Source organism: Furfurilactobacillus entadae (assembly GCF_045862745.1).
GTDB classification, from domain to species: domain Bacteria; phylum Bacillota; class Bacilli; order Lactobacillales; family Lactobacillaceae; genus Furfurilactobacillus; species Furfurilactobacillus entadae.
Genome location: NZ_BQXN01000003.1, coordinates 95,815 through 116,075, shown reverse-complemented (window position 1 = coordinate 116,075; position 20,261 = coordinate 95,815). Strand labels below are relative to the sequence as shown.

24 protein-coding genes are annotated in these 20,261 nt (G+C 52.1%); all 24 read left to right on the top strand.

The annotated features are described in order from the left end of the window. Positions 1-13 precede the first annotated feature (13 nt). From cbiD to ACKTR5_RS02385, 24 genes are read left to right on the top strand one after another with little or no spacing between them, the layout of a single operon-like run. Positions 14-1,141, top strand: coding sequence for a cobalt-precorrin-5B (C(1))-methyltransferase CbiD (gene cbiD / locus ACKTR5_RS02500; protein WP_407878902.1), 1,128 nt, complete (start codon positions 14-16; stop codon positions 1,139-1,141). Beyond that, entirely contained in the window at positions 1,138-1,740 is a 603-nt protein-coding gene (locus ACKTR5_RS02495; protein WP_407878901.1) for a cobalt-precorrin-7 (C(5))-methyltransferase, read from the top strand. Before cbiD ends, ACKTR5_RS02495 begins: the two co-directional genes overlap by 4 nt. After that, positions 1,730-2,302 (top strand): decarboxylating cobalt-precorrin-6B (C(15))-methyltransferase, encoded by a 573-nt coding sequence (locus ACKTR5_RS02490; protein WP_407878900.1) that lies wholly within the window; start codon positions 1,730-1,732, stop codon positions 2,300-2,302. Before ACKTR5_RS02495 ends, ACKTR5_RS02490 begins: the two co-directional genes overlap by 11 nt. Before the next feature lie 3 nt (positions 2,303-2,305). Then, positions 2,306-3,082 carry a cobalt-precorrin-4 methyltransferase gene (locus ACKTR5_RS02485; RefSeq protein ID WP_407878899.1) on the top strand — a complete coding sequence of 259 codons (777 nt, stop codon included), beginning with the start codon at positions 2,306-2,308 and terminating at the stop codon, positions 3,080-3,082. Continuing rightward, entirely contained in the window at positions 3,069-4,139 is a 1,071-nt protein-coding gene (locus tag ACKTR5_RS02480; RefSeq protein WP_407878897.1) for a cobalt-precorrin 5A hydrolase, read from the top strand. The genes ACKTR5_RS02485 and ACKTR5_RS02480 overlap by 14 nt, the downstream gene beginning before the upstream one ends. Then, positions 4,140-4,865 (top strand): precorrin-3B C(17)-methyltransferase, encoded by a 726-nt coding sequence (gene cobJ, locus ACKTR5_RS02475; RefSeq protein WP_407878896.1) that lies wholly within the window; start codon positions 4,140-4,142, stop codon positions 4,863-4,865. Then, positions 4,862-5,629 carry a precorrin-6A reductase gene (cobK, locus tag ACKTR5_RS02470; RefSeq protein ID WP_407878895.1) on the top strand — a complete coding sequence of 256 codons (768 nt, stop codon included), beginning with the start codon at positions 4,862-4,864 and terminating at the stop codon, positions 5,627-5,629. Before cobJ ends, cobK begins: the two co-directional genes overlap by 4 nt. Beyond that, entirely contained in the window at positions 5,614-7,008 is a 1,395-nt protein-coding gene (cobA, locus tag ACKTR5_RS02465; RefSeq protein WP_407878894.1) for a uroporphyrinogen-III C-methyltransferase, read from the top strand. The genes cobK and cobA overlap by 16 nt, the downstream gene beginning before the upstream one ends. Continuing rightward, a complete protein-coding gene (locus ACKTR5_RS02460) occupies positions 7,005-7,784 on the top strand; it encodes a sirohydrochlorin cobaltochelatase (RefSeq protein ID WP_407878892.1) in 780 nt (259 codons plus the stop codon). Before cobA ends, ACKTR5_RS02460 begins: the two co-directional genes overlap by 4 nt. Next, positions 7,777-8,490: a precorrin-2 C(20)-methyltransferase gene (gene cobI / locus ACKTR5_RS02455; RefSeq protein WP_407878891.1), complete on the top strand. Its 714-nt coding sequence runs from the start codon at positions 7,777-7,779 to the stop codon at positions 8,488-8,490. Before ACKTR5_RS02460 ends, cobI begins: the two co-directional genes overlap by 8 nt. After that, positions 8,487-9,242: an energy-coupling factor ABC transporter permease gene (locus tag ACKTR5_RS02450; RefSeq protein ID WP_407878890.1), complete on the top strand. Its 756-nt coding sequence runs from the start codon at positions 8,487-8,489 to the stop codon at positions 9,240-9,242. The genes cobI and ACKTR5_RS02450 overlap by 4 nt, the downstream gene beginning before the upstream one ends. Beyond that, positions 9,239-9,577, top strand: a complete 339-nt coding sequence (locus tag ACKTR5_RS02445; protein ID WP_407878889.1) for an energy-coupling factor ABC transporter substrate-binding protein — start codon at positions 9,239-9,241, stop codon at positions 9,575-9,577. The genes ACKTR5_RS02450 and ACKTR5_RS02445 overlap by 4 nt, the downstream gene beginning before the upstream one ends. Positions 9,578-9,586: 9 nt before the next feature. After that, the gene (gene cbiQ / locus ACKTR5_RS02440; RefSeq protein WP_407878888.1) at positions 9,587-10,279 is read left to right on the top strand and encodes a cobalt ECF transporter T component CbiQ; all 693 of its coding nucleotides are present in this window, start codon (positions 9,587-9,589) and stop codon (positions 10,277-10,279) included. After that, positions 10,276-11,106 (top strand): energy-coupling factor ABC transporter ATP-binding protein, encoded by an 831-nt coding sequence (locus tag ACKTR5_RS02435; protein ID WP_407878887.1) that lies wholly within the window; start codon positions 10,276-10,278, stop codon positions 11,104-11,106. The genes cbiQ and ACKTR5_RS02435 overlap by 4 nt, the downstream gene beginning before the upstream one ends. Continuing rightward, positions 11,106-12,629 carry a cobyric acid synthase gene (locus ACKTR5_RS02430; protein ID WP_407878948.1) on the top strand — a complete coding sequence of 508 codons (1,524 nt, stop codon included), beginning with the start codon at positions 11,106-11,108 and terminating at the stop codon, positions 12,627-12,629. Before ACKTR5_RS02435 ends, ACKTR5_RS02430 begins: the two co-directional genes overlap by 1 nt. Next, positions 12,622-13,065, top strand: coding sequence for a precorrin-2 dehydrogenase/sirohydrochlorin ferrochelatase family protein (locus ACKTR5_RS02425; protein WP_407878885.1), 444 nt, complete (start codon positions 12,622-12,624; stop codon positions 13,063-13,065). The genes ACKTR5_RS02430 and ACKTR5_RS02425 overlap by 8 nt, the downstream gene beginning before the upstream one ends. A 4-nt stretch (positions 13,066-13,069) precedes the next feature. Further along, positions 13,070-14,365, top strand: coding sequence for a glutamyl-tRNA reductase (gene hemA, locus ACKTR5_RS02420; protein ID WP_407878883.1), 1,296 nt, complete (start codon positions 13,070-13,072; stop codon positions 14,363-14,365). Beyond that, on the top strand, positions 14,355-15,278 hold the full coding sequence (hemC, locus tag ACKTR5_RS02415) for a hydroxymethylbilane synthase (protein ID WP_407878881.1): 924 nt from the start codon (positions 14,355-14,357) through the stop codon (positions 15,276-15,278). Before hemA ends, hemC begins: the two co-directional genes overlap by 11 nt. Then, the gene (gene hemB / locus ACKTR5_RS02410) at positions 15,278-16,243 is read left to right on the top strand and encodes a porphobilinogen synthase (protein ID WP_407878879.1); all 966 of its coding nucleotides are present in this window, start codon (positions 15,278-15,280) and stop codon (positions 16,241-16,243) included. The genes hemC and hemB overlap by 1 nt, the downstream gene beginning before the upstream one ends. A gap of 19 nt (positions 16,244-16,262) precedes the next feature. Next, positions 16,263-17,564, top strand: a complete 1,302-nt coding sequence (gene hemL / locus ACKTR5_RS02405) for a glutamate-1-semialdehyde 2,1-aminomutase (RefSeq protein ID WP_407878877.1) — start codon at positions 16,263-16,265, stop codon at positions 17,562-17,564. After that, positions 17,561-18,310: a hypothetical protein gene (locus tag ACKTR5_RS02400; protein ID WP_407878875.1), complete on the top strand. Its 750-nt coding sequence runs from the start codon at positions 17,561-17,563 to the stop codon at positions 18,308-18,310. The genes hemL and ACKTR5_RS02400 overlap by 4 nt, the downstream gene beginning before the upstream one ends. Next, positions 18,307-18,900 (top strand): bifunctional adenosylcobinamide kinase/adenosylcobinamide-phosphate guanylyltransferase, encoded by a 594-nt coding sequence (locus ACKTR5_RS02395; protein ID WP_407878873.1) that lies wholly within the window; start codon positions 18,307-18,309, stop codon positions 18,898-18,900. Before ACKTR5_RS02400 ends, ACKTR5_RS02395 begins: the two co-directional genes overlap by 4 nt. Positions 18,901-18,911: 11 nt before the next feature. Then, complete coding sequence (cobS, locus tag ACKTR5_RS02390) at positions 18,912-19,676, top strand: adenosylcobinamide-GDP ribazoletransferase (RefSeq protein ID WP_407878872.1); 765 nt, start codon at positions 18,912-18,914, stop codon at positions 19,674-19,676. Beyond that, positions 19,667-20,251: a histidine phosphatase family protein gene (locus tag ACKTR5_RS02385; RefSeq protein ID WP_407878871.1), complete on the top strand. Its 585-nt coding sequence runs from the start codon at positions 19,667-19,669 to the stop codon at positions 20,249-20,251. The genes cobS and ACKTR5_RS02385 overlap by 10 nt, the downstream gene beginning before the upstream one ends. Positions 20,252-20,261: the final 10 nt, after the last annotated feature.

Sequence of the window (20,261 nt, the reverse complement as noted above, 5' to 3'; positions counted from 1 at the left end):
GTGGGTGAACACGATGAGTGAAGACGATTACGTTTACTACAATGGCCGTAAGCTTCGCAAGGGATTTACGACCGGAACAACGGCCACTGCGGCAGCCGTTGCAGCAACGAAAAGCATTTTACAGCAACAGCCACAGGTTGGGGTGACGGTCAACGCCGCTAACGGGCAGCAAGCCACGTTTGACGTTCAGGACTGTACGTTTGACGCGCACCAGGCCACCGTTGCCATCACCAAAGACGGTGGTGACGATCAGGATGCCACGGACGGCATGTTGATTTACGCCACGGTGACGCTTCGCGCGGATGACAGCATTACGTTGGAGGGCGGGCAAGGCATCGGGCGGGTCACCCAAAAGGGGCTAGCCAACGAACCGGGTATGCCCGCCATTAACCCGACACCACGTAAAATGATCAAACAAAGTGTCCGGGAGATCTTAGGTCCCAAGCGGGGAGCTGACATTTTGATTTTTGCGCCTGAGGGCGAGCGCGTGGCTAAACTAACGTACAATCCGAAACTTGGTATCGTTGGTGGGATCTCAATTTTAGGAACCAGCGGCATTGTTACACCGATGTCTGAGGAAAGCTGGAAACATTCCATTTCCATCGAAATGAACATCCACAAAGAGCGTGGCGATCACCAAATCATCCTAACCCCGGGAAACTACGGGGAGGACTTCTTAACGGATGAACTGCACATTAGTAATGCTAAACAGGTCCAGATGAGTAACTTCGTGGGCTATGTACTGAAGGAGACCCAACGCCTCGGGTTCACGGATGTATTGATCGTGGGTGACTTGGGCAAGATGATCAAAGTTGCTGGGGGGATCTTTTCCACCCATAGCAAGGACGCTGACGCCCGCGCAGAAATCATGGTCGCTAACTTAGCATTATTAGGTGCGCCGTTATCGTTACTAACGCAGGTCAATGACTGTTTAACGACCATTTCTATGATCGAGTTAATTAACGCGGCTGGTTACCAGCAGGTGTACCAAGTGCTGGTGGATAAAATCAAGGCGCGGAGTGAACGGCTGCTGAACCGGGGGGAACAAAAGACGCACATTGACGCGGTGATTTTCTCCAAGGCAACCGGCTACCTGGCATCAACAAAGCCGTTGAAAACACTGACGGAGGTGTGGCGATGATTACCGTGTTAGGCATCGGTCCGGGCGCCGCCGCGTTACGACTGGCCGGGACAAACGACTGGTTAACCAACGCTGACTACGTGATTGGCGCGCCCCGGCAGTTAGAAACGTTAGCCGTGCCGGAAAAAAAGGCGGTTACGCTGCCACCGCTGGCGACGCTGGAACAATGGCTTCACGAACACAACGCCGACAACGTGGTGCTACTGGCCTCGGGTGATCCGTTGCAATACGGCATTGGTAACTGGGTGGTGAAGCACTTTGACGCCACCCAGTACCGGATCATCCCGGGGATCAGTGCCATTCAGTACTGTTTTCACCAGTTTGGTCTATCACTAAACGACGTGTACATCACCAGTAGCCACGGCCGTAAGCCAGACTTTGACTTCCTGTTACAGCATCAAAAGGTTGGCATGGTGACCGATACGGTGATTGGACCGGCTGAAATTGCCGCAGCCATCCGGGAACGGGGGCTGCACCGGACACTGTACGTTGGTGAACGGTTGAGTTACCCAGATGAACAGTTATCGAAATGGACGGAGCAAACGGTTCCCGAGCGGGACTATCAATTAAACGTGGTGGTGATTGTCGATGAGGGATGACGAATTTTTACGAACGAAGGTGCCAATGACCAAGCAAGCGGTCCGGGCACTCTGCATTGATGAGCTGGACCTAGCGCCAGTCGGTGAACAAACGGTGCTCGATATTGGCGCCGGAACGGGGAGCATTAGCATCCAAATTGCGAAAACGCACCCGGCCATTTCTGTCATTGCGGTGGAGCATACACCAGCCGCCGTTGACATCATGACGCAAAATTTGACCCACTTTGGGCTCACAAACGTCACGTTGATCGAAGGGGAAGCACCAGCTGTCTTACCAGAGCAACAGTTTGACCGGATCTTTATTGGCGGAAGCGGTCAGGAACTCACCGCCATCATCGCGTGGTCCGTGGCGCACTTAGCACCACAAGGACGGCTGGTGATGAACTTCATTTTAATGGAGAATGCGCAAACGGCCTTAACGGCTTGTGAACAACAGGCGGGTCTGACAGACATTCGCTTTTGCAACATGACGGTGGCCTCGTGGCATGCACTAGGTCAAGGCCACTACTTCAAACCAAATAACCCAACGCTCATTTTGAGTGCAACACGAAAGGAAGACTAACACATGGCAGTTGTAACGTTTATCGGAGCTGGCCCTGGCGACAAGGACTTGATCACATTGAAGGGGTACCGGAAGCTCGCCGCAGCCGACGTTGTGATCTATGCGGGATCACTGATCAACCTGGAACTTCTGGATTACTGTAAGCCAGACGCAACGTTGTTTAACAGCGCGGAGATGACTTTAGAAGAAATCATTGAGCAAATGGTGCTCGGGGTTCGGGCAGGTAAAGACGTGGTTCGGTTACAAACGGGGGACTTTTCCATTTATGGCTCCATTCGTGAACAGGTTGAGGAACTTAAGAAACAGGACGTCGGTTTTGATTGCATTCCGGGTGTGAGTTCGTTTTTGGGCGCTGCATCATCACTTGGTGTGGAATACACGGTTCCCGAAGTGTCCCAAAGCGTCATCATCACGCGGATGGCTGGTCGGACACCGGTGCCAGATAAAGAGTCACTTCGAGCTCTTGCCGAGCACCAAACATCGATGGTGATTTTCCTTTCCGTTCAGGGGATTCAAAAGGTCGTCAAGGAGTTACTTGCCGGTGGGTATCCAGAAACGACGCCAGCAACGGTGATCTATAAAGCCACGTGGCCAGATGAACAGTCTGTTTCCGGGACGTTGGCTGACATTGCGGTGAAGGTTCATGAAGCAGGAATTCGGCGGACAGCCCTCATTATGGTGGGTGAATTCTTGGGTGAGCAATACCATTACTCACGGCTGTACGACGCAAACTTCAGCCACATGTACCGGAAAAAGCAAATTAGCGATGACCAAAACTAAGGTCGGAGTCCTCGCACTGACGGCAACGGGGTGCACGTTGGCAGAACGGATCCACACGACGTTAGCAGCCGATGTAACGCTGATTTTGCCGGAAAAATTTGCGGCGGCTTCCGCGGCAGTGACGTTTAAAACGGGTGGCTTCCGGTCAGCGTTTGCCACGGCCTTTGGGCAGTATGACTGTGTCATTTGTGTGATGGCAACAGGCATTGTGGTTCGGCAACTAGCACCACTGTTACAGGATAAATTAAGTGATCCGGCGGTGTTAGTGGTTGATGAGCAAGCTCACCATGTCATCAGTCTCTTGGCTGGGCACATGGGTGGGGCAAACGACTGGACGGTTCGCCTTGCGGAGGCGTTAGCCAGTGACCCCGTGATCACAACGGCAACGGACACGGAGGGCGTTCAGGCGCTCGATGTGTTAGCCCGGAAGTATCACGGCTGGTACGCAGAGTTTAAGGCCACGACAAAACGGATCAACGGGCGACTAGCAGCCCGGCAACCAGTAGCGTTATGGATCGACCCCGTTTATCGACCACACCACCCAGCATTGACGGGCTTTACCGTGGTGGATGAGCTCGCGGCACGACCAGATGGGGTGCCACTCGTCGTTATTTCCGACCGAACGGACTTGCCAAAACTGGTGGATGCCACACAACTGATCCCCCGGGTCAATGTGTTAGGCATCGGCTGCCGCAAGGACGTTACGGTGGGCATGATGCAAGCGGCCCTGACTGAATTTTGTCAGGAACAGCATTTAGCATGGCGGTCGATCGCACAGCTGGCCTCCATTGAGAAAAAGGCGCATGAAGCAGGGATCCACTACCTGGCGGAAACGCTGAACGTTCCGGTAACGTTTTATTCTGCTGCCACCTTACAAACCGTTGCTAATCACTACCCGCAGTCATCATTTGTGACTAAGACGGTGGGCGTTGGTGCGGTGGCAGAGCCAGCCGCAGAAATTGCAAGTGGTGTGCCGGTGAGCGGAGAACGGTTTGCAGCACACGAAATCACGTTGGCCTTGAGCCGACAACAACCATGGAAAGATGAGGAAAACTAAATGTTATACATTGTGGGACTAGGACCTGGTGACAAACGCGTTATGACGACGGAGGCCATTCAAATTATTGAACACTGCCCCATCATCGTGGGCTACGCCACGTACATGCGCTTAGTGAAGGACATGTTAGCTGATAAGCAGATCGTTTCGACCGGGATGCGCGGTGAAGTGGAACGGTGTGAAAAAGCGATCGAACTAGCCGCTGATGGAACTGATGTTGCCTTAATCTCAAGCGGTGACGCCGGTATTTACGGAATGGCCGGGCTCATCATGGAAATGTTAGCCAGTCAAAAACGGCAACTGGACGTTAAGGTGATTCCTGGTGTGACAGCAAGTATCGCTGCGGCTGCCGCACTTGGGGCGCCGTTAATGAATGACTTTTGCCACATTAGTCTGAGTGATTTGATGACACCATGGTCCGTCATTACGCAACGGGTCGACGCCGCCGCTTCAGCGGATTTCGTTATCTGTCTGTATAACCCCCGGAGTAAGGGGCGCCCAGACAACTTGCGACAAGCATTAGACATCGTGCTGAAGTATAAGTCAGCGGACACAATCGTGGGTTACGGAAAAGACGTTGCCCGGCCAAAGGAAATCGAGCACATTACAACAATCGGTGAACTCGACGAAGAAGATATTAACATGACCACCATTGTCATTATCGGAAACAAAAACACCTTTGTTGACCAGGGCCGGATGGTCACACCGCGGGGCTATTCACTATGATTTTGTTGATCGGGGGGACGTCGGAGAGTCTTGTCGTGGCCGACATGCTCACGGCACAACACATTCCGTTTATGCTGTCGGTCACCACCGGTTACGGCAATACGCTGGCGCACCAACATGCACAAACGGTGGTTGAAACCATGTTTACCCCGGAAACGTTGACGACGTTTATCAAAGACCACCACATCACGGTGATCATTGACGCGTCCCATCCGTTTGCCCAGGTGATCTCTCAACTGGCCATGACGATTGCCGCCCAAACGGCCGTAGCGTACGTCAGATACGAACGAACCCACCCACAGTTGACCGGTGACCACATTGTGACGGTGACGTCGCAGGCCGAAGCTTTAGCGTACTTAGCCGCCCATGATGGGAATGTTTATCTATCAACAGGCAGTAAAACGGCCGCTGATTACGCGACCGCGTTAGGCGTTGACCGGTTACAGGTCAGGGTGCTACCCACGGCAAGTGTGCTTGAAAAGCTCACGACGGCAGGATTTTCGGCACATCAAATTGACGCACTTTGTGGGCCGTTTAGCACTGAATTAAACGTTGCGTTGTTTGAACGCGCGGCCGCAAAAATTTTGGTAACGAAGAATAGTGGCGACCGTGGCGGGATGAGTGAAAAGGTCGCCGCCGCACAACAGTTGAACTTGACGGTTCTGATTATTGAGGCACCAACGCTAGCCTATCCAGCAAGTGTTGCGGATGTCGCAGCGTTAACTGATTTCTTAAAGGGGGAACACGCATGGCAGGACGAGTAACGTTACTGGGCGCCGGGCCCGGCAATGTGGGGTATTTAACGGTCCTTGGCCAACGGCGATTGGCTGAGGCAGATGTGGTCGTTTACGATCATTTGGTTGATCCAGACCTACTGACGATTGTTGCCGCAACGGCCACGTTAATTGACGTCGGAAAGCGGCCGTACGAAGCCCACATTAGCCAAACGGAAATTAACGATCTATTGGTGGAACAAGCGCTGGCCGGCCATCAAGTGGTTCGGTTAAAAGCTGGTGACCCCTACGTGTTTGGTCGTGGTGGTGAGGAAGCGCAGTATCTGTTGGCCCGCGGCGTTGACTGCGAAGTGGTGCCTGGGTTGACCAGTGCCATCGCGGGGTTAGCGGCCGCCGGCATTCCGGTGACGCACCGCGGCGTGGCCACGAGTTTTCACGTGATCACTGCGCACCAGCAAACCGGGCAGCCGTTGAACTGGCCGGTGCTGGCCAAGCTTGATGGAACCCTGATCTTTTTGATGGGGGTCGCACAATTACCAACGATCACAGCCGAACTGATTAAAAATGGCCGTGCTGAAACCACACCCGTTGCGGTGGTCCAGTGGGCCAGTCAGTGGCGGCAACAAACCGGTGTTGGGACGTTAGCAACGATTGAAACGGTGGTGGCTGAACAGGGCTTAGGTTCACCGGCCCTCATTGTCGTGGGTGAAGTTGTTAACTTAGCGGAAACATTGCAGCCACGCCTGCCATTGGCAGGGCGGCACCTGCTGATTCCAACAACGGCGGAGGCGCAGTTAGGCCATCAATTAACGGATGCGGGGGTCAGTGTTGGTCATTATCACATGCCGCAGACTGTTCCAGTTGACGCAACGCTTCCAGATTGGCGAAATGCCGGTCGTTTGGTCTTTACAAGTGTTCGCAGTGCTGAACAGTTGTTGGCACAATTAGTGGCCAGTGGCCATGATCTTCGTGCGTTAGCCGGTTGGCAACTGGTTGCGACGTCAACACTTCTCGCCACGCGGTTGCAAACGGCCGTTGGGGTGATTGTGGATGGAGTCATCAGTTTAGCGGCCATTACAGCGGCCGACTGGGTCGTTGGTGAACAACAGGCGGTGAAGGAAATTGCCGCAGCAAAGCAGGTCATCGTCACGTGTCGAGATCACATGCCACGGTTGTTGAGTGTCGCCGTTGAAACGTTTGACGGGGTGGTCATTACGAGCCGCCGGTCACTGCGCGCGCTACTTGCCGCAACAACGACCGTTCAGCAGGCAGAATTATTTGGTCTACCAACGTACGTTTTTGGCGAGCAGTTAGCTGAAACAGTCGCCGCCGCGGGCTTTACAAACGTGCAGGCCATTTCATCATCATCTGCACTAGTCGACAAATTAATGGAGGAGGTGTCAGGATGACAGCGGGATTACTACTGGTTAGCTTTGGAACGACCGTTTCAACGGCCCGCGAGGCGTTAGTGACGGCGACAACGGCGGCCTATCATAAGGCGTTTCCTGAGCGGGTAATCGCCCACGCCTTTACATCAACCATCGTTCGCCGTCGGGTGTTCGAACAAACGGGGATTCAGCTGGACGATGTACGTGATGCCGTGGTGAAGCTCCATGAAGCGGGCGTCACGGACCTCGTCGTCCAGTCACTTCATGTGATTCCTGGCATTGAATTTGAGCAGTTAAAGCAGGCCCTTGCACCACTGGAACCGTCATTTTCTCGGGTCGTTGTGGGGGAACCATTGCTAACCTCGTTTGCGGATTACCAAGTGGTTACCAACTGGTTAGGACAGCTGAGTGATGATGGTGAACCAACGAGCGGCGTGGTCATGATGGGCCACGGGACGGAGCACCAGGCGTTTACGGCGTATGCGTGTTTAGATCACATGTTGCAGACAACGAAAACGTACATGGGTGCAGTGGAAAGTTATCCAGGCTTGGAACAAGTCATTAATGCACTAAAACGGGACCACGTGACAACGGTGACGTTACGGCCGTTCATGATGGTCGCTGGGCACCACGTTGCCGAAGATATGCTCGGCGAAATGCCTGCGTCATGGCGGTCTCAGTTAACTGCGGCCGGCATTCACGTGACGCCGCTCACCACTGGATTAGCCACTGAGCCCGTCATTTTAGAACAATTTATCGCGCACACACGGCGTGCACTGGAGGTGGCACATGACTAATTCACGGGGACGGTTTTACGGGATCGGTGTTGGTCCTGGTGATAGCAACTTGCTGACCATTAAGGTGGTTAAGGCACTAAAACGGTTGGATGTTTTGTACGTTCCGATTGCAAAGGATGATCAACCGAGCTTGGCAGAATCCATTGCCCAGCCGTACTTACCAATGGGCATCACGATTAAACAACGGCTGTTTCCGATGACGCGAAATCGCGATCGTCGGACAGCTGCGCTGACGGTCATTGCTGATGAAATGGTTCTGGATATTGACGCCGGAGCCAACGTCGGGATGTTGACCCTGGGTGATCCAGCGGTTTACAGCACGGTTTCTTACATCGTGACGCTACTAAACGAGCGGGTCCCAGTCACGTTAATGGCGGGGGTTGCTTCATATTCACAGTTGGCCGCCACGGTCGGCCAACCACTGATGTGTGACGAAGAATCATTATGCATCATGCCAGCCACGGCAGGATTTCCCAAACTCAAGCAAGCCATTTTACAGCATGACAACATTGTGATCATGAAAATCAAAGTGGCCTTTGCGGATGTGTACACCTTCTTATCACAACTGAACTTATTGGATCACGCGGTGCTGGTCACTAACGTGTCGTTAGCTGATCAAAGCATTCAACGGCTCACGGACATGACCGGGACCGAAGAACTCACGTATTTCACAACGCTATTAATTAAAAAGGACGTGGCATCATGATCAGCAAGTTAAATCGTCAGGGGAAACTTCGGCTGGCAGTGCTTTCCGTGTTGTTTGCCGTCTACTTTACGTTCGGCAGTAACATTGACGCATTTGCCATGCACATCATGGAAGGGATGCTCCCACCAATGTGGTGCATCTTCTGGTTTGCTGTGAGTGCGCCATTCTTCATTTACGGATTGTACCGGATGAAGGTCATTGTGACCTCAAGCCAACAAAATGCCAAGGTAATGCTGGCACTGTGTGGGGCGTTCGTGTTCGTTCTATCATCACTGAAAATGCCATCCGTTACGGGTTCATGTTCACATCCAACGGGTGTAGGTCTGGGGACCGTGATGTTTGGCCCTGGGGTCATGGCCGTTCTTGGGGTGATTGTGCTCTTATTCCAAGCCTTACTGTTAGCGCATGGTGGCTTAACCACGTTGGGTGCGAACGAATTCTCCATGACGATCGTCGGCCCCATTGTTGGCTTTCTTGTCTGGAAATTATGCCGAAAGTTAAACGTTAGTCGTTCGGTTTCACTGTTCTTATGTGCCATGTTGGCTGACTGGTCCACGTACATCACGACGTCGTTTCAACTAGGGGTCGTTTACCCTGATCCGCACACCGGGATCTTTGGTTCCGTTGTGAAGTTCTTGGGGATTTTTGCCATCACCCAAATTCCGTTAGCCATCGCTGAAGGGTTCCTGACGGTGATCATTTACAACCTGATCTTAAACAACGATTTATGGAAGGAAAGTGCTCTGTCATGAACAACAACAACAAATCGCGCACGAAACAAAACATTATTTTGCTGATCCTGGTCATCATTTTAATCGTTGTCCCGTTTGTTGTTGCTAAAGGCGGCGAGTTCGGTGGAAGTGACGATCAGGGAACGGCCATGATTAAGAAGCTGGATCCCGGGTATAAGCCATGGGCCCACCCATTGTGGACGCCACCGTCGGGTGAAATTGAAAGTCTGCTATTCACACTTCAAGGAAGTTTGGGAACGGGAATTATTGCGTATGTCATCGGAAATGCCCACGGTAAACGTGTGGAACGCCAAAAGCACGAGGCAAAAACGGATGACGATAAAACAGCGAACTGAGGCATTTTGATGCTTACAATTGATAAATATGCATACCGCAATGATCTGGCTTCTTGGCGGCCGGAATGGAAAGCGTTGCTGTGGTTAGTCGGAATGGTCATTGCGTTTCAACCCATTATCTGGCTAAAACTGATTGTTCTTCCAATCGTCATGTGGGCCACGGTTCACGTTGTTCACATTACGGTTCACCAATATGTGAAGTGGTTTTATGCCTTATTACCATTCATTGCATTGAGCATTATTGGAATTGTGGTTACGGTGACACCCAATCATCATGAAGTTTACTGGGGGATTCCCATGTTTGGTAATTACCTCGGCATTGCAAAGACCATGGTGCCCGTTGCTGGGCGGTTAAGTGCCCGAATTTTGACGGCCATTGTGTGCACCTACTGGCTGGCACTGACAACGCCGTTTCAACAGTTGATTGTCTTGTTCCAGCGGTTACATTTCCCCATTTTATTGATTGAGGAAACGCTGTTGATGTATCGCTTTATTTTTATTTTTATTGAGTCCTTCGAACAGATCTATCAAGCGCAGGAGTTACGGTTTGGTTATGCAAACATGCGCTTGTCCATTCACTCAGCGGGGATTTTAGCCAAGATGTTGTTTGAACAGGTCATTATTAACTACCAAAAGATGACGTATGCGTTGGACGCAAAGTTGTTTGCTGGGGACTTTGGTGTGTGGGAGAACGACGTATGATTGAATTGAAAAATGTTGATTTTGCTTATGAAGATCATCCGGTCCTTCACGATGTTAGTGTGACACTTGGTCGCCCTGGTCAAAACGTGATTGGCTTGCTGGGCCGAAACGGTTCTGGAAAGTCGACCCTGTTTTTGAACCTCGTGGGGATTTTGAAGCCGACGGGGGGCACGATTACGGTCGATGGTGACGCATTGCAACATGACAAGAAGTCCTTGAATGCACTTCGCCAAAAGGTCGGGATCGTGTTTCAGGATTCTGAGCAGCAGTTGTTTTACAGCATCGTGAAGGATGATGTGGCGTTTGCACTGCATAACCTGGGGTTACCACAAGATGAAATTAATCAACGGGTTCGGCAAGTGCTGAAGCAACTGGGCATTTATGATCTGAAGGATCGGCCAGTTCAGTACCTGAGTGGTGGCCAGAAGAAGCGGGTCGCAATTGCCGGGATCCTGGTGTTGCACTCTGAGTGGCTGTTATTAGATGAACCGACAGCCGGTCTTGATCCAGATGGAAAGCAACGGATGATGAGTCTCATTCAATCGTTAGCCGCTCAGGGTCAAAAAATTCTCATTTCGAGTCATGACATGGACTTTATGTATGAAGTCGGTGATTACTTTTACTTATTGGAGCAGGGGACAATCCTTGGCGAAGGTGATAAAAAAACGGTGTTCGCAGATGAAAAACGCTTAGAAGCGTGTTCACTAGAACAACCGTGGTTGATCAAACTTCACCAACGATTGGGGTTGCCACTGTACAACAATGAAGCCGCACTTTTTGCTGACACTGATTTGACACAGCAACTGACGAAACTGCAGGAGGAATAATCGTGGCACAAGCAATTATGTTTCAGGGCACGGCGTCTGATGCCGGAAAGAGTTGGGTCGCAGCTGGCCTATGTCGTTTGCTGTCTCAACGGGGTCAACGGGTAGCCCCGTTTAAGTCCCAAAACATGGCGTTAAATTCATTTATCACCGCAACAGGAGCCGAAATGGGGCGGGCGCAGGTCTTTCAGGCTGAAGCCGCTGGCCGCCAGCCGGATGTGCGGATGAACCCAATTTTGCTCAAGCCCTCCACGGATCAGGATGCACAGGTGATCATCATGGGCCGGGTCTATGGCGACATGGGCGCGCGGGCCTACCAGGAATTCAAACCACAGTTGCGGCATAAGGTGCGAGACATTTACAACTCACTGGCTGCTGAAAACGATGTGATGGTTTTGGAAGGGGCAGGAAGCCCGGCCGAAATCAACCTGAACGAACATGATTTGGTCAACATGGGAATGGCGAAAGTCGCCCATGCGCCGGTGATTCTGGTCGCTGATATTGATAAAGGCGGCGTGTTTGCCGCCATTTACGGGACAATCAAATTGTTGCCAAAAGAAGATCAACACCGAATCAAGGGCATCATCATCAACAAGTTTCGTGGGGATAAATCACTCCTTGAATCAGGGAATAAAATGATTGAAGAACTCACCGGGGTCCCCGTTTTGGGCGTTTTGCCGATGAGTGATGTGGATCTAGACGAAGAGGACAGCGTGGGTCTGAGCGAAAAATCGCAAGTGTACGATGAGCAAAAGAACCTGGATGTTGCGGTGCTTTGCCTTGATAAAATTTCCAACTTCACGGATTTTCACAGTTTGGCACTGCAACCCGACGTTTCGCTGCGGTATGTGACCAAGGCGGCGACACTCGGGACGCCCGATTTGTTGATCATTCCGGGGAGTAAAAACACCAACGAAGACTTGCGGGCACTGCGCCGTGATGACTTTGAACCGGCAATTAATGCTGCTCATGAAGCGGGAACCACCATTGCTGGTATTTGCGGGGGCTACCAGATTTTGGGAAAAATGTTACGTGACCCTGAACATGTGGAGTCTGCCATTAGTGAACAGGCCGGATTGGGCCTGTTAGATACCGAAACGGTCTTCCAAGGGGAGAAAACAACCACCCAGGCGGTTGCCCAAAGTGGTGAGCAGCAGGTAACGGGCTACGAAATTCACATGGGGACCACGACCCTTGGCACAACGGTGACGCCGTTATTAACGATCGTTCAGAATAATGGTCAAGCGGTGAACCGGTTGGATGGTGCTCAAACAGCGGATGGCTCCGTTTGGGGCACCTACCTGCACGGCATTTTTGATAACACCAAGTGGACGCGCCAGCAGTTAGATCAATTGCGGGTGCAAAAGGGGCTGCTGCCACTAGAGGCAACGCCATTTTCACTTAGTCAGTACAAAAATGAACAGTACGACAAATTGGCACAACTGTTTAAGGACAACGTGGATCTAGCTGCGATCGAGCAAATTCTTGCCGATTCTGCGGTTGAAGCAGAGGCTGACCATGATTGATGGCTACCCGATCGTACTGAACTTGGCGCAGCGCCCCGTCTTGGTGGTTGGTGGCGGTCGCATCGCGGCTCGTAAAATCAACCAGTTGGTTCAGGCCCACGCGTCGGTGACGGTGGTCAGTCCCACACTGGCTGAAACAATTGATGTCACGCAGGTAACGTGGTGGAACCGCCCGTACCAACCAGCGGATCTGACTGGGTTTCAACTCATTTTTGCGGCCACAAATGACGGCGCATTGAATCAAGCCATTGTTGACGCCGCAGCGTCTGATCAGTGGGTCAATAACGTCAGTGATCACGACACGTCCGATTTTTTCAACGTAGCACAGATCAAAACCCCAGAATACTTGGTGACTGTTTCCACGTTGGGGCATTCACCACGAGCCGCCAAACAACTCAAGCAACGGTTAGCAAAATGGTTACGAACAGAGGGATGAGTAAATGTACATCATGTACGCGAGTTTAAACTACCGTGACTTAACGGTGCAGGAACGTGGTCAGTTCACGTTTTCGCCGGCCCAACTGGGACAGGCAGATCGTGAACTGAAAGCAGAAAAAAGCATTTTTGAAGACGTGATTTTATCGACGTGTAACCGCACAGAAATTTATGCGGTCGTCGACCAACTACATACCGGGCGGTACTACCTCAAACGGTTTTTGGCAAACTGGTTTAACGTCGAAATTAGCGCCATTGAGGATGTGGTAAACATTGGTAGTGAGACGGAGGCTATCAGTCACCTCATGCGGGTGGCGTCTGGATTGGACTCCATGATTGCCGGTGAGCCACAAATTCTCGGGCAGCTAAAGGCAGCGTTTGCGGTGGCTCAAGATGTGCACACGACCGGACTGATTTTTAATGAATTATTCAAGGAAGCAACCACGTTTGCGAAGCGAATGCACACGGAGTACCGCGTCAGTGAACTGTCACAATCCAGTAGCCAGGCGGGACTGCATGAAATCAAACGTCATTTTGGAACGTTGACTGGCAAGAAACTGCTGGTTGTTGGGGCCGGAATGATTGGTCAACAGGTGGCCCGAAACGCCAGCACCATGGGCTTTGCCACCGTTAATGTGGTGAACCGGACGGATGAAACGGCTCACCAGGTGGCGGCGTCACTAAGCGAGACCGTGGTGGCGAAACCATGGGCACACAGAAACCAGCTCCTTCAGGAAGCGGATGCAGTGGTGATGGCGGCGAGCGTCACGGAGCCACTTGTCACGGCTACGATGGTGACGGCAGCGCCGGTTTCAACCACGGGGATCGTTGTTGACCTAGGAGTGCCTCAAAACGTGGCACCAGAGGCAGTTCCTGTGTTAAACCGCTATGCCAACGTGGATGATTTGGCAACCATCCTGACCGGAAACGAGCAGTTGAAGCAGCAGTGGTTAGCGGCCATGGAAATGCAGGTGCCCAGTGCCGTGAACGCGTTTGCGGACTGGCAGCGGGCATTACCGGTGGTCCCAATCATTCGTGATCTTCGGGAATCATCACTGGCCATTGAAAGTAACGCGTATGAAAGTTTGCTGCGGAAACTACCAGAACTGGATAAACATGAGCGTCAAGTCATTAGCAAACACATGAAGAGCATCGTGAACCAAATGATTAAGGAACCCATCGTGCACATCAAGGATGCCTCGTCGGCACCAAACGCGGCGGAACACCTCGACTTTTTCTGTGAGATTTTTGGGTTTGATCGCGCAGTTCAATTACGAAAGGAAATGACTCATGAAAAATGATTATGTGATTGGCACGCGTGGGAGTCGGCTAGCGTTGATCCAAACGACCATGGTGGCCGAAGCGTTACGTGCCGCATGGCCAACGTGTACGTTTACCATTAAGGAAATCACCACCCAGGGGGACATTGATCGAAAAACCAGTTTGGAAAAAATTGGTGGGAAGGGCATTTTCGTCAAGGAATTAGAGCGGCAATTACTGGCGGGCGACATTGACTTTGCGGTTCATAGTCTAAAGGATGTCATGCCACGGTTACCGGAAAACCTGATGATCAGTGCGATTCCGAAACGGGAGTCCCCCTATGATTGTTTAATTACGCGCACAAAGGTCAGCGGAATTGATGAGCTGCCAAGTGGCACCCGGGTCGGCACCGGGAGTAGCCGGCGGATGGGCCAATTGCGACACTACCGCCCAGATCTTCAACCCGTTTCGATTCGCGGAAACGTGGAAACACGGGTCAACCTCGTTCGGACGGGGGAAGTGGACGCCATCGTGATTGCCGAAGCTGGGTTGAACCGGCTTGATCTCCACCCGACGGACTTATTTCGGGTGACCGTTGGTGACTTTATGTTGCCAGCCGTGGGTCAGGGCGCAATGGCGATCGAATGTCGGACAGATGACCCAGATGTTCAATCCCGATTAGCGGTCATTGATGACCCAGAGACACATGCGTGTGTGCACATTGAACGTGACTTTTTGCGAACGGTGGGTGGTGACTGTACCAATCCCATCGGTGGTTTTGCCGTTAAAACGGGCACGGATCAGTATCACTTTGACGGGCTCATCACGTCAATTGACGGGACGCAGGTCTTTACGGATCAGCGTGACGGCACACTTGATGATCACCTTGGTCAAAAAGCAGCAACAACATTAATTGAGGCAGGCGCTCTAGGCGCCATGGAGGAGAAAGACTAATGACAACATTTGATCGGCACCGTCGTTTACGGATGACACCAGCAATGCGTGATTTGGTTCGCGAAAATCACTTGGCAAAAACGGACTTAATCATGCCCGTCTTTGTGGAAGCGGGGTTAACAGGAAAAACGGAGATTTCCTCCATGCCCGGAATTTATCACTTTGGCTTAGACACAGTGTTGAGCGAAGTGGCCGAAATTGTCGCTGCCGGTGTGCAGGCAATCATCCTTTTCGGAATTCCAGATCATAAGGATGAAGTGGGCTCTGGCGCGTGGGAAGACGACGGAATCGTTCAGCAAGCAACCCACTTAATTAAAGCAGCCTACCCAGACTTACTGGTGATTGCAGACACCTGTTTGTGTGAATATACGTCAACAGGGCACTGTGGTGTCGTGCGTGGTGAAGAAGTGTTAAACGATGAATCACTGACGTACATTACAAAAACAGCCGTGAGCCAAGTGGCAGCGGGTGCCGACATCATCGCTCCATCAAACGCCATGGACGGGTACGTGGCTGCCATTCGGGCTGGCTTGGATGAAGCCGGCTACATCAACGTGCCGATCATGTCTTACGCAGTGAAGTACGCGTCTGCCTTTTACGGCCCGTTCCGTGAAGCTGCCGACAGTGCACCACAATTTGGTGACCGGAAGTCGTACCAAATGGACCCTGCTAACCGATTGGACGCCATGCGTGAAGTTATCAGTGACGAAAATGAAGGGGCTGACTTTGTGATGGTCAAGCCCGCGATGGCGTTTTTGGATGTCATGCGTGAAGTTCGTGACCACACAAAATTACCATTAGTGGCCTACAATGTTTCAGGCGAATATGCCATGATTAAAGCAGCTGCAAAAAACGGGTGGATCGACGAAGACAAAATCGTGAACGAAACGTTGGTCGGAATGAAACGGGCCGGTGCCGATTTGATCATCACGTACTTTGCTAAGACCGTTGCGGCGAAGCTTTAAAAGGGAGAAAACACATACTATGCCAGTTTATGATAAGTCCATTGCGGCGTTTAAAGCCGCCAGTAAGATCATGCCTGGCGGGGTCAACAGCCCCGTCCGGGCGTTTAATAAGGTGGGCGGTGACCCACTGTTCATTGACCACGCGAAGGGCGACAAGATTGTTGATATTGATGGCAATGAGTACATCGACTACGTGTTGTCATGGGGGCCACTCGTGCTCGGCCACGCAGAAGATCACGTGGTGAAAGCGTTACAGGCTGCCGTTGAACGGGGAACCAGTTACGGAGCGCCCACGTTGCTCGAAACGCAGCTAGCTAAAATGGTGCAAAACCTAGTGCCTAGCATGGAAATGATGCGGATGGTCTCATCCGGGACGGAAGCCACGATGAGCGCCATTCGGTTAGCCAGAGGGTGGACTGGGCGCGATAAGATCGTGAAGTTTATCGGGAACTACCATGGTCACAGTGATTCATTGCTGGTTGATGCAGGTTCCGGGATGGCCACGTTTGGAATCAAGAAGTCACCTGGTGTGCCTGATCCACTGGCTTACGACACGTTGACGGTTCCTTATAATGACGTGGCAGCTGTCACTGACCTGTTTGATCGGCTTGGGGACGAAATCGCGTGTGCGATTGTGGAACCCGTTGCCGGTAACATGGGGGTGATCCCTGGGACACGGGCCTTTCTTGAAACGTTGCGGCAGGTGACCACTGACCACGGCTCACTGTTGATTTTTGATGAAGTGATGTCCGGTTTTCGAGCTGGATTGCATGGTGTTCAAGGCTTAACGGGCATCACCCCGGACTTAACCACCTTAGGTAAGGTCGTTGGTGGGGGACTTCCCGTTGGGGTGTTTGGTGGTCGTAAGGACGTAATGTCTGACATTACGCCATCTGGCTCGGTGTACCACGCTGGGACATTATCTGGGAATCCACTGGCAATGACGGCTGGGATCGCGACGTTGTCACAACTGACGGAACAAAACTACGTTGACATGGGGGCCAAGGTCACACGGTTACTGGCAGGATTTGAAGCCAGCGCCAACCGGTTAAACGTGCCGCTAGTGACCCATCACGTGGGCTCCATGTGGAGTTATTTCTTCAGTGAAGGGCCGATCAATAACTTTGATGATGTGCAAGAAAGCAATCAGGATTTCTTTGCAACGTTCTACAAACAATTGTTGGCTAACGGTGTGTACACCGCACCATCACAGTTTGAAACAAACTTCCTGTCCGTGAAGCATACGGATGCGGACATTGATAAGACGATTGCCGCCTTTGATGCAGCACTAACGGCGACGGTTGCTGGTTCAACAAAATGACAACGCGCTATCGAGATTTAACGGTGTTACCGTTAACGGCCACAACAACGTTGGTTGTGGCGTGTGATAGTAGCGCAGGAATCGGTGAAAAACAAGCAGACATGGTGACCATTGACGTGGCCATTATGGCTGCTTATTCGCTGAGGGTCCCGTTATTGGAACTCATGTGCTACGGTGCGACGCCGCTGATGGTTGTGGACACGATTGGTAACGAAATGAAGCCCACCGGGGTGCGGATGATTGCCGGGTTACGGCAGGAATTGGCGACCGCAGGATTAGCGGATTTGCCGATCAATGGCAGTACAGAAGATAACATGACCACCATTACCAGCTCCATTGGTGTGACCGTGATTGGGCAGGCAAAAACGCGGCCGGTCACCACTGATTCAACCGACCTGCTTGTGTACCAATTGGGCACGCCGTACGTTGGTGAGGCGGTTAAAACACACCTTGCCGAGATTTTTACGTATGAGGACGTTCGCCACCTGCTAACCATGCCGATGGTGACTGATCTGTTGCCGGTGGGGTCGAAGGGCATTCAAAATGAACTGGGGCAAATGGCGACAACCCACCACGCGACGGTGGAACTGGTCGGGCAACAAGATGAGGCGCAATTAACGGCGTCTGCTGGGCCGGCGACGGTTTTACTGATTGCCATTGAGGCCACGGCACAGGAAAAGTTTGCGGCCAAAGTGGGCCAGCCGGTTCAGCTAATTGCCCGACTCAAACAGGGGGAGAACGCATGACAGAACTGATAATGGTAACTGGTGGCGCAAAGAGTGGTAAATCGGCGTATGCGGAAGACCAACTCACAGCGCTTCGGCGGGTCGGCTACGTGGCTACCGGGGTGTTGTTTCAAGATGACGCGGAAATGGCGCGCCGAATCAAACGTCATCAAGACCGGCGCCCCAAAACGTGGGCAACTTGTGAACAGTACCGTAACGTTGGGGCCTTGTTAACTGAAAATTCGTTTGACGGTTACTTAATTGACGACGCCACGATGCTGACGACAAACCTCTTTTTCGATGCCATAAAAGAGCGGGCCCAGGCCAGTCATGAAGCAGACTGGGACGTGGTGATCGAGGCACTGACAGCCACGGAACTGACGGCACTGACCACCTTGATCTTGGCTGAGTGGCACCAGGTCTTAACTGGGGCAAGCGCAGTCAGCGGGCCAGTCATTATTGTCACAAATGAAGTGGGGTTGAGCTTAGTGCCAGCAACCAAACAGGCACGGGTTCTTCGAGACCTGTACGGTGAGGTCAATCAGCAGATTGCGGCGGCGGCCACCCACGTCACGATGGTGGTCAGTGGCCTGCCGTTGCAGTTGAAGTGAGGAGATAAGCAATGATTCAGACGTTGATTTTATTTACGCAATTTTTCACCCGGATCCCCGTGAACGTTGCCATTGATGAACCCGTTAAAAAGTTTCGTCAGGGTGTTCAGTACATTACCCTGTTTGGTGTGTGCTTAGGACTTTTGGAAGGGGGCCTCTTTTGGCTGTTAACACTGGTGTTTCCCAAGGCGTTTGCCTGGGCCCTCGTGGTGATGAGTGACGGTTTGGTCACGGGTGGCTTTCACTTAGATGCGTTGGCCGATACGGCGGATGGGCTCTTTTCTGCCCGAACTGTTGAACGCATGAAGACCATCATGAAGGATAGTCGGTTGGGCACGATGGGGAGTTTAGCCTTGTTGTATTACTACATCATCTTAATTGGGGCTGGCTGGGTGTTGGCTCAGCATCAATCAGCTATTCAATTGACCGGCATTATGATTGCCCTGCCAGTGGTTGCTAAGGCCGGATTATCGTTACTTTTTATTCGCATGCACTATGCCGGTAATTCTGGTGGACTCGCTGAAATGTGGGAGGGCATCGCCGGGTGGCAGATTTTTGTCGCTGAGCTTGTGGCTGGGCTTGCCATTTTCGGGCTGACAGGTCTCTGGGGCCTGGTGAGTTATCTCGGTGTTATGCTTGTGAGCTGGGCGTACCATCACCACATTACAAAGCTATTTGGTGGGTTTACCGGTGACACGCTGGGCGCCTACGCTTGTCTAAGTCAAATCGTTTTTATCCTGATCGAAACGGGATTGGTGGTGAAACTATGCGGTTGATTGTGGCACGTCATGGGGAAACGCCGCTTAACGTTGCCCACTGTTTTTACGGGACGCTGGATGTTGGACTAACGGAAACTGGCTTTGCCCAGGCGAAAACGTTGGCACAAAAGTTGCGTCACGTGGGGCCGATGACGTTAATGAGTAGTGCCATGCGGCGAACGCTCACGACGGCAGCAGCGGTTCAAGCGCACACAGGCCAAGCGGTCATCATTGACCCGGCGTTCAATGAAAAATCATTTGGGTTATGGGAGGGCCTAACCGCTGATGAGATCGAGGCGGCCTTTCCCACTGAATGGCAGGCCTGGCTGGATGCGCCGTTTGCGTACACGCCGCCAGCGGCAACCAGTTTTGCAACGTTTGAAACCCGTGTGAAACAACGGGTGGCTCAGTTGATCGAAGAAACACCTGCCACCACAACCGTGACGGTGATTGCGCATCAAGGGGTCCTGCGGGTGATCGACCACTGGCTGTTTCCGGAGCGTGATTTTTGGGCCAGTGACTTTCAGGCGGGGCATTACACGAGCTACGATCTAGCAGCGGGCCACGTCCAAACGGTGTTAAGAAATCAGTGAGGCGAGAGTA

What these genes read in the sequence shown, in the direction of transcription:
- cbiD (WP_407878902.1), top strand. Translation starts at nt 14, where the DNA reads ATGAGTGAAGACGATTACGTTTACTACAATGGCCGTAAGCTTCGCAAG.
- ACKTR5_RS02495 (WP_407878901.1), top strand. Translation starts at nt 1,138, where the DNA reads ATGATTACCGTGTTAGGCATCGGTCCGGGCGCCGCCGCGTTACGACTG.
- ACKTR5_RS02490 (WP_407878900.1), top strand. Translation starts at nt 1,730, where the DNA reads ATGAGGGATGACGAATTTTTACGAACGAAGGTGCCAATGACCAAGCAA.
- ACKTR5_RS02485 (WP_407878899.1), top strand. Translation starts at nt 2,306, where the DNA reads ATGGCAGTTGTAACGTTTATCGGAGCTGGCCCTGGCGACAAGGACTTG.
- ACKTR5_RS02480 (WP_407878897.1), top strand. Translation starts at nt 3,069, where the DNA reads ATGACCAAAACTAAGGTCGGAGTCCTCGCACTGACGGCAACGGGGTGC.
- cobJ (WP_407878896.1), top strand. Translation starts at nt 4,140, where the DNA reads ATGTTATACATTGTGGGACTAGGACCTGGTGACAAACGCGTTATGACG.
- cobK (WP_407878895.1), top strand. Translation starts at nt 4,862, where the DNA reads ATGATTTTGTTGATCGGGGGGACGTCGGAGAGTCTTGTCGTGGCCGAC.
- cobA (WP_407878894.1), top strand. Translation starts at nt 5,614, where the DNA reads ATGGCAGGACGAGTAACGTTACTGGGCGCCGGGCCCGGCAATGTGGGG.
- ACKTR5_RS02460 (WP_407878892.1), top strand. Translation starts at nt 7,005, where the DNA reads ATGACAGCGGGATTACTACTGGTTAGCTTTGGAACGACCGTTTCAACG.
- cobI (WP_407878891.1), top strand. Translation starts at nt 7,777, where the DNA reads ATGACTAATTCACGGGGACGGTTTTACGGGATCGGTGTTGGTCCTGGT.
- ACKTR5_RS02450 (WP_407878890.1), top strand. Translation starts at nt 8,487, where the DNA reads ATGATCAGCAAGTTAAATCGTCAGGGGAAACTTCGGCTGGCAGTGCTT.
- ACKTR5_RS02445 (WP_407878889.1), top strand. Translation starts at nt 9,239, where the DNA reads ATGAACAACAACAACAAATCGCGCACGAAACAAAACATTATTTTGCTG.
- cbiQ (WP_407878888.1), top strand. Translation starts at nt 9,587, where the DNA reads ATGCTTACAATTGATAAATATGCATACCGCAATGATCTGGCTTCTTGG.
- ACKTR5_RS02435 (WP_407878887.1), top strand. Translation starts at nt 10,276, where the DNA reads ATGATTGAATTGAAAAATGTTGATTTTGCTTATGAAGATCATCCGGTC.
- ACKTR5_RS02425 (WP_407878885.1), top strand. Translation starts at nt 12,622, where the DNA reads ATGATTGATGGCTACCCGATCGTACTGAACTTGGCGCAGCGCCCCGTC.
- hemA (WP_407878883.1), top strand. Translation starts at nt 13,070, where the DNA reads ATGTACATCATGTACGCGAGTTTAAACTACCGTGACTTAACGGTGCAG.
- hemC (WP_407878881.1), top strand. Translation starts at nt 14,355, where the DNA reads ATGAAAAATGATTATGTGATTGGCACGCGTGGGAGTCGGCTAGCGTTG.
- hemB (WP_407878879.1), top strand. Translation starts at nt 15,278, where the DNA reads ATGACAACATTTGATCGGCACCGTCGTTTACGGATGACACCAGCAATG.
- hemL (WP_407878877.1), top strand. Translation starts at nt 16,263, where the DNA reads ATGCCAGTTTATGATAAGTCCATTGCGGCGTTTAAAGCCGCCAGTAAG.
- ACKTR5_RS02400 (WP_407878875.1), top strand. Translation starts at nt 17,561, where the DNA reads ATGACAACGCGCTATCGAGATTTAACGGTGTTACCGTTAACGGCCACA.
- ACKTR5_RS02395 (WP_407878873.1), top strand. Translation starts at nt 18,307, where the DNA reads ATGACAGAACTGATAATGGTAACTGGTGGCGCAAAGAGTGGTAAATCG.
- cobS (WP_407878872.1), top strand. Translation starts at nt 18,912, where the DNA reads ATGATTCAGACGTTGATTTTATTTACGCAATTTTTCACCCGGATCCCC.
- ACKTR5_RS02385 (WP_407878871.1), top strand. Translation starts at nt 19,667, where the DNA reads ATGCGGTTGATTGTGGCACGTCATGGGGAAACGCCGCTTAACGTTGCC.